Below are 14517 nucleotides of genomic sequence, written 5' to 3' on the forward strand. Positions count from 1 at the left end.
GTTGTACGGTAAAAATTTTTAAACAGTAAAGTTAAGGCGTGAGGACTCATTTTTCCTTTTTGCGCCGCTTCACTGCTATGAAATGATGGATATTTTTAATTTTATGGAGCGTTTTATGACATCAACCACACCTGAATATGACTACATCATCGTCGGCGCAGGCTCAGCAGGCAACGTGCTAGCCACGCGCTTGACCGAAGATGCCAACATTAAGGTGTTGCTGTTAGAGGCAGGTCGTCCAGACCATCGCTTAGACTTTCGCACCCAGATGCCAGCGGCGCTCGCGATGCCGCTACAAGGCACCACGTATAACTGGGGCTACAAAACTGATCCCGAACCCTATATGAACAACCGCGTTATGGACTGTGGCCGCGGTAAAGGGCTTGGCGGCTCGTCACTCATTAATGGGATGTGCTATATCCGTGGTAACGCGCTCGATTTTGATGATTGGGCCAAAATTAAAGGCTTAGAGGGCTGGACGTATCTCGACTGCTTACCTTATTTTAAAAAGTCAGAAAATTGTGACGCTGGCGAAAATGACTATCATGGCGTCGGCGGTCCGGTTGAAATGACCACCTCAAAACCTGGGGTTAATCCGCTGTTTGAAGCGATGATTGAAGCGGGCGTGCAAGCTGGCTATCCGCGTACAGAGGATCTAAACGGCTATCAACAAGAAGGCTTTGGGCCAATGGATCGTTTTGTCACGCCTAATGGTCGCCGCGCATCCACCGCGCGCGGTTATCTTGACCGCGCCAAACCACGTAGCAACATCACCATTTTAACCGGTGCATTGACCGATGTCATCTTATTCGATGGCAAGCGTGCGGTCGGCGTTAAAGTCGAGCACCAAGGTCAAATCAAAAAATTCTATGCGTCTCGTGAAGTGATTGTTTCATCGGGTGCGATTGCCTCTCCGCAATTATTGCAGCGTTCAGGTATTGGTCCTGGTCAATGGCTTAAAGACTTAGATATTAACGAGATTTTAGAGCTGCCGGGCGTCGGTAATAATCTGCAAGACCATTTAGAACTGTATATGCAGTATGAATGTAAGCTACCCGTCTCAATTGCCCCTGCCAATAAATGGTGGAATAAGCCAGCCATAGGTGCGGAATGGTTATTCAATGGCACAGGACTTGGCGCGTCGAATCAGTTTGAGGGCGGCGGTTTTATTCGTACCGATGAGAAATTCACCCATCCTAATATTCAGTATCATTTCTTACCGTTAGCGGTGCGTTACGATGGTCGCAGCGCGGTGAAATCGCATAGCTTCCAAGCGCATGTGGGCTCATTACGCTCGCCAAGCCGTGGCCGCGTCAAGCTAACTTCAAAAGATCCAAGCGCGCATCCGAGTATCTTATTTAACTATATGTCGCATGAGCAGGACTGGCAAGAGTTCCGCGCTGCCATGCGTATCACCCGTGAGATTATGCATCAGCCAGCGCTTGACCCTTATCGTGGTCGAGCTATTGCGCCGACCGATGATTTGGTGACCGATGCGCAGCTAGACGAGTATGTCCGTAACCATAGTGAGACGGCTTATCATCCCTCATGTACTTGTGCGATGGGCGAAGGTAATTATTCGGTGGTTAATGGCGAAGGGCTGGTACACGGTATCGATGGCTTGCGCGTGGTCGATGCGTCGATTATGCCAAATATCATCAGTGGTAATTTGAACGCAACCACCATTATGCTCGCTGAAAAAATCGTTGATAAGATGAAAGGCAAGCAATTACCACGTTCAACAGCAGATTATTACGTTGCCAATGGCGCACCGCTCAGAGCCGAACCGCTGCGCGTTTATAATTCTGTCGTTTAAACGCCTTTTTAAATGAATGCCTAAACGAGTATTTAGGCAACTGCGTGAACTAATAAACAATAAGTAATATAAGTCCATTTCTATCAAAAGGCCTTTCGTAGCAAAGGTCTTTTTTATCAGCGTTTATGTTTATAGAGATGAAAACCGTTGAGGTTAAATTACTTAGCATTTGCGTCGCTGTTTTTCTAATCGTTTATCTTTCAGTTTTTATTAATTGGTACTGCTTTGTGCGTCATGCGGTGATAAATATCTTATGTGACTATCAGTCATAAAATTATGACGGACAAAGCAATATCAGACCCTGTTTCATTTACCTATTGAGGTCTTTTATGTACAGCTCGCCATCAGAAGATGCGACGAAACCCCTGACTCTAAATAAGACGGTTTTTTTAGGTTCAGCTATTATTTCTATTTTATTGATCATCTGGACGATTGCCTTACCAGATTATAGTGAGGCATTATTAAGCGCCAGTATGGCATGGGTATCAGAGAGCTTTGGCTGGTATTACATGCTAGTGGTTGCCGCTTATAGTATTTTTGCTTTGTTTGTTGGTTTTTCTAAATACGGCGATATCAAGCTTGGGCAAGATCACGAAAAAGCTCAGTTTCCTTTTTTAGCGTGGGCAGCGATGCTATTCTCCGCCGGTATCGGGATTGATTTATTATTCTTTGGTGCCTCTGAGCCGTTGATGCATTATTTGACACCGCATACGGGCTTAGAGCCTGCCAGTGCTGAAGCGATGCGTGAAGCGCTTTCGCAAACCTTTTTACACTGGGGTCTGCATGGTTGGGGTATTTATGCGCTCATTGGTATGGCATTGGCGTACTTTGCGTATCGTAAAAACATGCCACTCGCGCTACGTTCACCGCTGACACCGATATTTGGTGAGCGCTTAATCAGAGGCTGGCTTGGTGATGGTATTGATACCTTTGGCGTCGTCTGTACCTTGATGGGTATCGCCACCAGCTTAGGTATTGGGGTATTGCAGGCCAACGCAGGCTTGACACATGTTTTCGGTATCGAATCGAGCAAAATGGTGCAGAGCCTGATTATCTTAGGCGTGGTTGTTGCTGCCGCTATTTCTGCCATGACCGGCGTTGAAAAAGGCGTGCGCCGTTTATCCGAATTTAATATGTTGTCGTCGATATTGCTACTATTGGCCATATTGGTGCTAGGTAATACGGTTTATTTGCTCAATACCTTTACCCAAAATATTGGGCAATATTTCCAAACGATTATTTTTAAAACCTTTGATGTCTATGCTTATGATGGCAGCGCTGGCGCTGATTGGAAGTCAGGTTGGACGATATTTTTCTGGGCATGGTGGGTCGCTTGGGCGCCCTTTGTCGGTTTGTTTATCGCGCGTATTAGCCGCGGTCGCACTTTGCGTGAGTTTGTCTTTGGCGTGATGTTTATCCCGCTTGGTTTTATTTTTGCGTGGTTCTCCATCTTTGGTAATTCAGCGATAGATTTGGTCGCCAATGGCGCAACTGAGCTCGGTGAAATCGCCGTCAATGACGCCGCGATGGGTATGTTTGCCTTGTTTGAATACTTCCCCTATAGCGATGTTTTTTCATTGGCAGGCGTATTTATTGGCCTGATATTTTTTGTGACCTCAGCGGACTCAGGCGCTTTAGTGCTTGCAAATCTAAGCTCAAAAGGCATGACCAATGATACCGACGCGCCTGTTTGGTTACGTCTGTTTTGGGCAGCAGCCACAGGTTTGATTACTTTAGGTTTATTGTTTGCGGGTGGTTTTACTTCGCTACAATCGGTTTCCGTCATTGCTGGTCTGCCGTTCTCGCTTATTTTGCTGCTTTACATGATGGCTATGTGGAAATCACTAAAAGAAGAGGGCAACAAGCGCAAAGCCAGTACGGTTGGCACGGCAAACGTGCTCGATAGCGGTAAAGGCTGGAAAGCGCGCTTGCAGCGTATCGTCAGCTTCCCAAGTCACAAGCAAGTCGAACGCTTTTTACAGACGGTCGTTAAGCCTGCCATGATTGAGGTAGAAAACGAGCTAAAAGCAGGCGGTCTTAAAACCTCACTGGATATCCGAAATTTGGCCAGCATTGGTAAAAATATCGATACTGCAACGGACGAAGACGACGGTCAGATAGATGGGGTAAAACTGCGCGTCGGGCATGGTGATGAAGATGACTTTATTTATGAAGTCAATCTCATCAAAGCTGAGCGACCAAACTTTACCCTCAATACTTCCAGTAAGCAGGCCGAGTTTTATTACCGTGCTGAGGTGTTTTTAAGTGATGGCTCGCAAGAGTATGACTTGGTTGGCTATACCAAAGAGCAAGTGCTGGTCGATATCTTGCATCAGTACGAATGTCATATGCAGTATCTGCATTTAGAACGTTAATCCATTCATAAAATCATTCATCAAAGGCTAGTATATATAGTTAGTTCAAAATAAAAGCGAGAAATTATAGCTGTGTGCGACTGGTATAAATTTTCCTTGCTTGCTGTTATCACAGAGGCTACGAAAAATTCATCCCAGTCGCACTGTATCGATTTTAAAGTAATTCTACTATAACTTGCTAGATGTTAGAGATGTGATTAATCATTTGGCAAAACATAACCCCATAAGTTGCATACAGCTTATGGGGTTTTTTATATAAATTAGCTCAACACATATTGCGTTTAATGATAAATTTAGTGATAAACCTAGTAATAAGTGATTGGGCGACAGCGGTTGTCGCACAGTTTTTTTAGTCGCTTTATTTTCATCAGTTTTTATATTATAGTTATTGAGTCAGGCAAAAATAACAGGACAAACCGTTAACCCTCGGGGCGCAACGCTTCACTTTTTAACTGAGTTGTTTTTAGCAAGCATTTTTAATAATGTTATTTTGGTTTACTCCTAAACCACTTCGCCTGCACAGATCCAAACCTGAACCCCCAAAAAAATATTGATTAATAAGCAAAATAACTGAACAGAAAAACGCCTGTTAATGTTAGTTTTTTAAAATTTATAACGCTAAAAAATAGCGCGACGATAATGAGAAACTACGGCTAAACAATTATAAAAAACACCCAATCTTACATTCTAAAACCAATTAACTTCACTAATTTTATAGTCAATAACGTCATTTAAGCAAATGGCGAACAGACTCGGCTGGCTTAAAATTGCGCTTAACAAAGCCCAAAAAATAAGAAAGCAAGAAAAAAGTACGAAAAATACTGCAACGAACAAACCAAAATCAAAATAATAAGGATATGACGATGACAAAGTTAACCTATCAATTTGAGCAAAAACGTATAGACAATGTGCAGTGGTCGGATGGCGCAAAACTATCTGGAATAACGGCATTGGCGAATGATGAGAAAGGGCGGGTACGTAAAAGCCCATTGTTTTATCTTGAGACGGTTTCGATAAACAATTATGAAGATGATGTATATTTTGTCAATAATACCGATGATACCTTGAGCTTTGTCGCGCCGTTTCGGCTGTGCCGAAACATAGGTGAGGCAAGGGCTAAGCTCGGTGATGTCAGTGCTGAAAACGTAGAAAAGGCAAAACTTTATAGCGATGATATCGAGTATTTATATACGGACGTTTTACCGAAACAAGCGGTGCGTATTGGCAGTACGCATGTCATTTATGATAGCGATGCGCTGATGCAGTGGTTTATCGATGTGCCTTATAAGGGCATTGATACCAAAGGCATTGATACGCATTATGGCATTTGGCGCTTTAATGTGGTGGAGAAGGGCGGAATTGGCGGATCTTATCCATTGCTGTGGGAGGATTTTAGCAAGCCCTCGCACGTAGTGAGCAGTGAGTATGTGACTGAGCGCAATGAGATGCCGATAGAGCCTTTACTCTATGACGAGCGCTGTTCGATGTTAGAGCAATTTATTGAACAGTATGGCGTGGCTGACGCTATATTTATCTTGGCTATTAATGATGTGCTCTATCGCTATTGTGTAGGCTGGAGTGCGCCCTACAATGAGTCCGATATTCAAGCAAAAGATATTGCGTGTAAATTAACAGCGCAAAAACCAAAAGATACTGAAGCGGTAAAAGCCATTATCCAAGCGGTTTATGATTTTTGGTTTGGTAAGAGCTTTGCAAAAAATACTTCAATGCAGGCTTGTGAGGAGATTTTGTGTTTATACCAAGCGCAAATTGCCAATCAAAAAGCGGTTTAAACAATAGATAAAATTATTAAAAATAATACTAAAAAATAATGATAAAAGGAGAAAGCTATGATGTTTCCTATCGAAAATAACGACACGTTTTTACTGTTTTTCCATGGTCTCGATTCAAGTTGCGAGACCAGTAAATACACGTGTATCAAGCGCGAGCCGAAATATTGTCAAACGGTCAATTACCGCGAAAATTTTGCAGAAATTTTTAAGATTTACGATGCTTTAATTCAAGAAAAAATGCAAGAGTATCCACGCGTGGTGTTGGCAGGGCATTCGCTTGGCGCTTGGTTTGCCAATCATTTTGCCCATAAATATAACTTGCGGGCGCTCTTAATTGCGCCGTGTATTTATCCAAGTGATGTTTTAGCGGACCGTATTCCCGCCGTAGCCGATATGAAATTGTCGTTTCCGACCTCAAATACTGAGATGATGCGAGTGATGGTAGAAGTCGACGATGAAAGCTTGCATGTGGCGGTCGCTAGGCGAACTTTGGTTAATCTGCCGGATAGCTGGGAAGTCGATTATTTTGACGGCGGTCATCACCGTATCGCTCGCAGTAGTGATATTTGGTATCACTTGGTACATCTGTGTGAAGACCCTATCGTTTGGATGGATGAGGCGACGTATCATGGTGAAGATTAGGATATTTGCTGATTAAAAAGAAGTCATGATCGCGTATTTATTTTCTATGGGCTGATGTGCTATCATCATTGAATAAACTATCGTGGGTTTAACAGTTTTGTCCTCGTCATTTATTGCAAATCATCATGATTGCAATTGGTGGCAGCGTACAAACCTTGCAACTTCCAGCACGATATAAAACAATCCTGGTAAAGCGCATGAGCCTGTACTCCGACATCCTCATTTGTGCCTGATTTTATACTTTTTCGTCGGAGTTATAGGAATATAAGGTCTTCATCATCATGAGCCAATCTGCCCAGCCATCCAAATTTACCCGCCGTTTTCAGCCGTGCCATCCTCTCGCACAGTACGTCATCGCGCAAATAGATACGTTAGAATATCGCGCGCAATATATTGTTAAAACCATGGGTTACCCACTAAAGCATACCATGCCTGCTTGCGAGCGCCTGCGTCATGTGCTGTCCAATAAGCATCTTGGCCTTGACGGCAGCTATATGGATAAATACTTTACCGCCGATGAGTTTTTAGCAAAGTTATTTTCGGTACTCGATTTGCCTTATGAGCCATTTGCAGAAGATATCGCCCAGATTAAAGATGAGATAGCACAGGGTGCTGTGCCGCAACCTCGATATCGTTTATACGCCGATGTTGATTTTAAGTTTGATGACAACGCCAATTGGCTGTCTCGTTGGGGCGCTGCACTTTGGACTCAGGTAGATTTGCCGAGCGGATTTGCCAAACTGGATGAAGCTGCGCGTAAAAGTATTATTAAAGAGCGTATCCGCACGCATTATCAAGAGTGTGGGTCTAACGTGCCGTACGATGGCGCTATAAAAGGCTATTGCTTGATTATGGAACTGCAAGATAAAGAGGTCGAGAGAGTCGCGTACGACTTACCAAAATCTAAAAGTGTGTAATAACCTAAGCAAAAATAAAATCATTATTTCAAAAAACTATCCTTACATTGCTTTAAATTAAATGTCATATTAAAAATCATCTTAAACATAAGCCTCTCTATCCTTTTATGATAGCGAGGCTTTTTTGTATTAAGTAAAAATTTTTAAAATTAAAGCCTACCATTGAAGGCAAGTGTGGTCATTGTTATGATAAGCCAAGCTATACATAACATAATAACTTTTAAGCCTAAAACGATAAAGATTAACCAAACTGCGAAACACGTCTATGACTCCTTCGATTTCCTCTTATCCTCGTCTGTACTCTTTTCGTCGCTGTCCTTATGCCATGCGCGCCCGTCTTGGGTTGTTGTTTGCGGGGCTGCAGGTCGAGCTGCGCGAGATAACATTAAAAAATAAGCCGCCGCAAATGCTAGCGATTAGCCCAAAAGGCACGGTGCCTGTTTTGCAGCTTTTAGATGGCACAGTGATTGAAGAGAGTAGAGAGATAATGACATGGGCGCTTGAACAGCAAGATGCGCAAGGGTTGCTTGCTGCCCAGACTTTGCCGCAAGCAAATGCGCTGATTGATAAAAACGACAATGAGTTTAAATATTGGCTCGATCGCTATAAATACGCCGACCGCCATCTCGATATGAGCCAAGCAGAGTATCGACAACGAGGTGAAGCTTTTTTACAAATGTTAGAGGAGTTATTAATCAAAAATCCTTATTTACTAGGAGAGAGTATAACCATCGCTGATATTGGTATCATGCCGTTTGTCCGTCAATTTGCGCATGTGAATCGCAAGGTTTTTTACGATTTACCTTATCCAAATTTGCAGCGCTGGCTACAAGACTGGCTCAACCATCCACTTTTTTTGCAAGCGATGACCAAGTTTGCGCCCTGGCAAGAAAAAGATGACGTGGTGGTTTTTCCTGCCGCTTTCATCGATTGTCATTAGTGCTATGATAAAATCTCTCAATTACATATAAGAGGTTGCCATGACCGTTGATCTCAATAGCCGCTACGGCTTGAATCCTGCTCATAGTGAAGTCGTAGAAGCGTGCCAAATTATTGAGCCGTGCGATGCGCTCGACATGGGCTGCTCAAATGGGCGCAATGCTTTGTATCTTAGCCAACTTGGGTTTAATGTGACGGCGATAGATGCCAATCCTAGCGCTATCAATATGCTACAAGACATTGTTGAACAAGAAGGACTTACAAACCTCAAAGCCGAAGTGTACGATATCAATCGTGCCAGCCATGATGCCGATTATGGTTTTATCAGCTGTACGGTGACCCTGATGTTCCTTGACCCCGCGCGCGTTGACGCTGTCATTGCCGATATGCAGGCGCATACGCTGGCTGGTGGTTATAATTTGATTGTTTGTGCCATGAACACTCAAGCCTATCCATGTCAGGTTAATTTCCCGTTTACTCTAAACGAAGGGCAATTACGCGACATGTATCAGGGCTGGGAGTTGATTAAATATAATGAAGACGTCGGCACCATGCATAACGGCGCGCAATTACAGTTTACTACCATGTTGGCACGTAAGCCCAGTTAAGCAATGTTAAGTGATGTTAGACAAGAAATCTTAATCAGATCACATTAGTCATACTGTCAATTCACAAGGTTGTTAGCGCTATATTTACCACAGCGTTAGCAGCCTTTTTTAATTAAAAATTTTACAAGCCTATACAGCAATAACAAACGCGCTATACAGCGGAGCAGTCGTTTTTTTAATATACTCATACTTAGAGAAATAACACGATAAAAAAGAATAATGGAAAAATAACATGGATTGGTTCAGTATTTTTATTTATGACACCACATGGTCTTTTGCGGCAGAAATCGCCATACGTACTATCATCATGTTTTGCCTGATTATTTTATTATTACGCTTTACGGGCAAACGCGGCATCCGCCAACTTTCTATTTTTGAGTTAACCATTATCTTGTCACTGGGTTCTATTGCAGGCGACCCGATGTTCACAGAAGATTTGCCGCTTATTCAAGCAGTGCTCATCATGAGTATTGTCTTGCTACTTTATCGGGTTTTTACTTGGTGCTCGACAAGATACAAAATTTTTGAGCTTATCTTAGAAGGTAAGCCGACTTGTATTGTCGAGGATGGTTTATTGGTCTTAGAGGATGTCAAAAAGGGCAAAATGTCGCACGATGAGTTCTTTTCAGAAATGCGCCAAAAAGGCGTGCGTCATCTAGGTCAAGTTCAGGTAGGGCTGCTCGAAACAGATGGTGATTTTAGCGTGTTGTTATTTGAGCCTGAGAAAACGCAGTATGGACTACCCATTTTTCCTAAAGAATTTCAGGCAGCAAAAGTGTTAGAAAAGAGACAACCTTATGCCTGTATGCATTGCGGTTATATCGACAATATCTCAATGCTAGATGAAGTCTGCCATCGCTGTCATCAGTCAAAAGGATGGGCAAAAGCGCTCAATACCAAGTTTGTAAATTAAGCAGTATGACTGGTGACCACCTCAATAATACTTTTACAAATAAGGCTGTTTATGCTGCGTAGCTTTTGCTCAGGAGCGCCGTGGCACAGGCTGCGAAAATCATAAATCTCGCCTTGATAGCCGATACAATAAAAAAACGTGCCGACGGGTTTTTCTTCAGTTTCAGAGCCACCGGGCTTTAATAGCCCCGTACAGGCAACATGTAAGTCGGCCTCAAACATTTTTTTGGCTTTGATGACCAGCTCACGCGTCACTTTTAACGACTCAGGCGTACAGTCCTCAATTAATTGGCTAGGTACTTTTAATACCTGCTTTTTTATCGAAACGTCATAACATACTAGGCCACCCATTAATACATCACCAGAATATGGACTGACAGAAAAGCGATGCGCTAAGTAGCCCGCGGTCGCGCTTTCAATAAAGACCACCGTCAATCCTTTATCAGCGAGTAATTTTGCACAACTATCGGTCACGCCTGCCTCCTTTTCTTTATTAAAGCTCGTAAAATAAAAACAACCACTATTCACTTAAACTATTACAGTACTTTGCTCGTAATTATTCAATTTATGGATTGATGAATTTGCGTAACTATTATTTAAAACTTACCTTTCTTCACTAAATGTTATTTAGCTTTAGGATTAGTTCTTGTAATATCTTTATATAGTATAAAATATTTGATAGGAAATCGGTTTTTAGCTTAGTCTGAAGAGACTGGGTTTTAAATACAATTGATGACCCTTTAAACGGACTTTTAGGCGATAGTTATGTTTGCATTTGATATCAGTATGAAGATTTTAACCTACCACGCCTTTTAGCTTGGCATTGCTTTTATACTGTCACTACCGATTGCCCTTAATCGTGAGCTTGAAGACAATGGTGCGGGACTCAGAACCTTTCCTTTGGTGACGATTACGATTGCCTCGTGCGCTTTTATGTTGGTAGGTATGGATATTTATCAAGGCTCGGACGCAGAAGCTCGTATCATGTACGGCATCATAACTGGTATGGGTTTTATTGGTGGTGGGGCTATTTTTAAAAACGAGAATGGGGCAAAAGGCATGGCAACCGCCGCTGGGCTATGGAATACAGCGGCAATTGGTATCTCAGTCGCCTATGGGCGCTATGAAATTGCCATTATTCTATCAGTCGTTGGATTTATTATTTTGCAATTCTCCAAACCCTTTAAGCCAAAGCATAGGCGCAAAGATTGATAATTAAGCTATTTAATATGATTGGATAAAAGATATTAGACATAAAATAAGCGAGAACCATGATGGTCTCGCTTATTTTATGTCTCTGTTGCTGTGCGGTTTATCTATTGCGTATAGCGATGCGGTTTGCCAAGCCCAAAGTTATTGCACGCCCTCTGCCGGTGTTTGATCGAGATTTGGATTGTTTTCATTAACAACCACAGCATCAACGCCTTTTTCTTCATCTTCTGCTCCATCTACGCCAGAATAATAGGTTTGATCTCCATCATTCTCGGTCGCGTCATTAGAGGTGGTGGTAGTGTCTGTAGAAGTGGTCGCCGTGGTGGTCGAGGTTTCGTTGTCTGTCGTAGTGGCTACAGGCGCCATTTCGTCAGCTTGCGTATCGGTAGACTGGACGTTGTCATTGGTCGTGGTCATGTCGGCAGTGTCAGGCTCTGTACTAACATCCGTTGCATCCTCTCTTTCATTGCTGCAAGCGCTAAGCCCAATCACACTGGCTAATAAGGCTATCCATAGTTTGTTTTGAAGCTTTTTAGGCGTGACTGATGTTTTCATTTTCATATCCTTGTTATTGTTTTTGATTGCCAGCTTACAATAATATTTAGCCAGATTAGCGGTTTATTCGTCTATGCTTGATAATTAAAATACCTGACAATTCAGCTGACAGTATGCCTAAATATAATAAAGAAACTTAAAAAACTCAGGTGAATAAAGGTAAAGGTTTGTCAATCTGTGTATCATATATTCTTTAAAATAATTTATAAGTAACTAAAAGAACCAATACATTATGAAACCCGATAATAAAACCCCACTTGCTTTTAGAAGGTATCCTTCGACCACGGCGCTGCAATGTTTTGAGACGGCGGCTCGGCATTTGAGTTTTACCAATGCGGCGCAAGAGATGCACATGACGCAAAGCGCTATCAGTAAGCAAGTCGCGCAGCTTGAAGAAATGCTGAACCTGTCGCTGTTTTATCGCACACCGCATCGCATCTCTTTAACGCCCGCTGGGAAGACTTACTACTTAGAAGTGCTCGAAATCCTCAAACATATTGAGGCGGCGACTACTAGTCTGATGTCAAACAGCGATAATTCAGAAGTACTGAAAATCGTCTCGCATCCAACTTTTTGCTCGCGCTGGCTGATGCCTGCATTAAACGGCTTTGGGGCAGCAAATCCACTGATTAATTTAACCATCAAAGAGCTGGCGGGGCCGTTTTTTTCTGAAGATCAAAACGTTGATGTGGCGTTTTTATATGGTGATGGGATTTGGGGCGGCATGGAGTCGATTAAGTTGTTTGACGAGTACAATGTGGCCGTCTGTCATCCGGATTATTTAACAGACAAAGCCGTATGCATGGGTGATATAGGCAATATAGATAATTGCACGTTATTACAACTCAGCTCACGTCCTAGCGCTTGGTATGAATATTTTAGACAGCAGGATATTCGTATCGATGGTACCTTTGTCGGCCCGCGCTTTGACACCTTTCATACGACTATTTCGGCGGCACTACTCGGCTATGGTATTGCACTGGTGCCACTGCGTTTGGTTGCGCCAGAGCTACAATCAGGTGCCTTGGTGACGGCATGGCGTTATGCTTCAAAAGGTAGGGGTGCTTATTATATGTCTTACCCTTTAGCCATGGGCAACTCGCATAAAATAAAGGTCATTGTAGAGTGGATTTCAGCTTATCTTGCTAAGTCAAAGGAGCCTACGCCAGACTTGAATTTTATCTTGTAATGTAAAACAGATTGGAACTTTTTAACGATTAACGCTGTGAGCTTTTAATCCTTTGGCTATTAACAAGGTTAAAAGTGACGTTTGCAAAAGTAAAGTTTGAAAAGATAGCAACGCACCGGCCTTGAGCCGGTTTTTTTTGTCAATGTTAAACATGGCAATGATAAGCATGGCAATAATAAGCATGGCAATGACAAAAAGGAATGACATCACAACTATTATTCGTTTGCTGATAGGGTAGCAGTTTGCTCAAATGAATCTCTCATCAAGGAAGATAAGAGACCACCATGGAGCAGCTATACAACGTCACTGATGCCTTTACGATGGTGCATCCGCTGACCTTAACCAAAGGTAAAAATGCCAACGTTTGGGACGATAAAGACCGTTGCTATATTGATTTTGTCGGCGGTATTGGGGTCTTAAACCTTGGTCATTGTCATCCTCATATTGTCAGCGCGATTGTCACTCAAGCGCAGTCGCTGATTCATTATGCTTATAACGCCGCGGCTCATAAGCCGTATCAAACTTTTATGCCAAGACTGTGTGAATGGATACCTATTAAAGGTGAGCTTGCAGGCATGCTCACCAACTGCGGCGCAGAAGCCACCGAAAATGCCATAAAAATTGCCCGTATGCAGACCGGACGCACTGGTGTGATTGCCTTTGATGGTGGTTTCCATGGGCGTACACTGGCGGCGGTTAATTTAAATGGTAAGGTCGCGCCTTATAAGCGCGGGCTTGGGCCATTGTCTAGCGGCGTCTACCATATTCCTTTTCCTAGTCCTGATAACAATATCAGCGATCAGCAGGCGATCGCGGCTTTAGAACGTCTATTTACGGTAGAGACTGATGTGGCTAATATCGGCGCCATTATCGTCGAGCCCGTCCAAGGTGAGGGCGGTTTTCAGCTGCTGTCAGCGACGTTTGCCCAATATCTACGCAGCTTTTGTGATGAGCACGGCATTTTCCTCATCATGGATGAGATTCAGTCGGGGTATGGTCGCACAGGTACGCCTTTTGCTCTTACGCATTTAGGGGTTGAGCCTGACCTGCTATTGCTCGGTAAAAGTATCGCCGGCGGCTTACCACTTGGAGCGGTAGTCGGCAAAGCTGGCGTGATGAATGGTCTGCCAAAAGGGAGCTTGGGTGGAACCTATTCAGGTAATCCAGTGGCGTGTGCGGCGGCAAATGCTACTTTGGATATCATGCAAGACGATGAAGTCTGGCAATCAGCTAAGCATTATGCCAACACCATTGAAAATACCGTCAATGAATGGCAGCAGCAAAACCTCTCTCCATGGCTATATGGGCTTACAGGAATAGGGGCGATGCGCGGTATCGAGCTGCGTCATCCAACTTATGGCACGCATCCAAGTGTGATGGAGCGTGTCTTAACACAAGCGCGCGAGCAGGGCTTGCTGTTGATGCCAAGTGGTAAGCATCGACATATTATTCGCTTATTGCCGCCGCTGACGATTGAGCCTGAAACCCTAACAGCGGGTCTTGATATTTTAAAAACGGTGCTAAGCGGTATTCCTAATGAAGTACCAAAGCGGTAGTTG

Annotated in this window: 13 protein-coding genes; 11 read left to right on the plus strand and 2 right to left on the minus strand. The window is 43.3% G+C overall.

The window, feature by feature from the left end:
• Nucleotides 1–115 precede the first annotated feature (115 nt).
• The 8 genes from betA to ACPEGP_RS01550 all read left to right on the plus strand — a co-directional run bounded on the left by betA (nt 116) and on the right by ACPEGP_RS01550 (nt 10003).
• Nucleotides 116–1816: a choline dehydrogenase gene (gene betA, locus ACPEGP_RS01515; RefSeq protein ID WP_423813715.1), complete on the plus strand. Its 1701-nt coding sequence runs from the start codon at nt 116–118 to the stop codon at nt 1814–1816.
• A gap of 329 nt (nt 1817–2145) precedes the next feature.
• Nucleotides 2146–4191 (plus strand): choline BCCT transporter BetT, encoded by a 2046-nt coding sequence (betT, locus tag ACPEGP_RS01520; RefSeq protein WP_423813716.1) that lies wholly within the window; start codon nt 2146–2148, stop codon nt 4189–4191.
• A gap of 863 nt (nt 4192–5054) precedes the next feature.
• Entirely contained in the window at nt 5055–5984 is a 930-nt protein-coding gene (locus tag ACPEGP_RS01525; protein ID WP_423813717.1) for a hypothetical protein, read from the plus strand.
• A gap of 57 nt (nt 5985–6041) precedes the next feature.
• On the plus strand, nt 6042–6626 hold the full coding sequence (locus ACPEGP_RS01530) for an alpha/beta hydrolase (RefSeq protein WP_423813718.1): 585 nt from the start codon (nt 6042–6044) through the stop codon (nt 6624–6626).
• A 281-nt stretch (nt 6627–6907) separates the two neighbouring features.
• Nucleotides 6908–7543: a hypothetical protein gene (locus ACPEGP_RS01535; protein WP_423813719.1), complete on the plus strand. Its 636-nt coding sequence runs from the start codon at nt 6908–6910 to the stop codon at nt 7541–7543.
• 265 nt (nt 7544–7808) lie between these two features.
• Nucleotides 7809–8483, plus strand: coding sequence for a glutathione S-transferase (locus ACPEGP_RS01540; RefSeq protein ID WP_423813720.1), 675 nt, complete (start codon nt 7809–7811; stop codon nt 8481–8483).
• Nucleotides 8484–8523: 40 nt separating this feature from the next.
• On the plus strand, nt 8524–9090 hold the full coding sequence (tehB, locus tag ACPEGP_RS01545) for a tellurite resistance methyltransferase TehB (RefSeq protein WP_423813721.1): 567 nt from the start codon (nt 8524–8526) through the stop codon (nt 9088–9090).
• A 232-nt stretch (nt 9091–9322) separates the two neighbouring features.
• A complete protein-coding gene (locus tag ACPEGP_RS01550) occupies nt 9323–10003 on the plus strand; it encodes a DUF421 domain-containing protein (protein ID WP_423813722.1) in 681 nt (226 codons plus the stop codon).
• Here the strand turns inward: ACPEGP_RS01550 and ACPEGP_RS01555 are convergent.
• Nucleotides 10000–10476 carry a CinA family protein gene (locus ACPEGP_RS01555; protein WP_423813723.1) on the minus strand — a complete coding sequence of 159 codons (477 nt, stop codon included), beginning with the start codon at nt 10474–10476 and terminating at the stop codon, nt 10000–10002. The two genes, ACPEGP_RS01550 and ACPEGP_RS01555, sit on opposite strands and share 4 nt — an antisense overlap.
• 348 nt (nt 10477–10824) lie before the next feature.
• Here ACPEGP_RS01555 and ACPEGP_RS01560 point away from each other — a divergent pair, with 348 nt between their 5' ends.
• On the plus strand, nt 10825–11214 hold the full coding sequence (locus ACPEGP_RS01560; RefSeq protein ID WP_423814225.1) for an MgtC/SapB family protein: 390 nt from the start codon (nt 10825–10827) through the stop codon (nt 11212–11214).
• Nucleotides 11215–11355: 141 nt separating this feature from the next.
• On the opposite strand, the gene ACPEGP_RS01565 is transcribed toward ACPEGP_RS01560, so the two are convergent.
• Complete coding sequence (locus ACPEGP_RS01565) at nt 11356–11769, minus strand: hypothetical protein (protein ID WP_423813724.1); 414 nt, start codon at nt 11767–11769, stop codon at nt 11356–11358.
• A 232-nt stretch (nt 11770–12001) separates the two neighbouring features.
• Between ACPEGP_RS01565 and ACPEGP_RS01570 the strand changes: the two genes are divergently transcribed.
• Together ACPEGP_RS01570 and ACPEGP_RS01575 are read left to right on the plus strand one after the other, a co-directional pair.
• Nucleotides 12002–12958, plus strand: a complete 957-nt coding sequence (locus ACPEGP_RS01570) for a LysR substrate-binding domain-containing protein (protein WP_423813725.1) — start codon at nt 12002–12004, stop codon at nt 12956–12958.
• 284 nt (nt 12959–13242) lie between these two features.
• Nucleotides 13243–14514: a 2-aminoadipate transaminase gene (locus ACPEGP_RS01575; RefSeq protein ID WP_423813726.1), complete on the plus strand. Its 1272-nt coding sequence runs from the start codon at nt 13243–13245 to the stop codon at nt 14512–14514.
• The last annotated feature ends 3 nt before the right edge of the window (nt 14515–14517 follow it).

Origin of the sequence: Psychrobacter sp. 219-2-C (assembly GCF_049560815.1) — a bacterium.
Lineage (GTDB): Bacteria > Pseudomonadota > Gammaproteobacteria > Pseudomonadales > Moraxellaceae > Psychrobacter > Psychrobacter faecalis.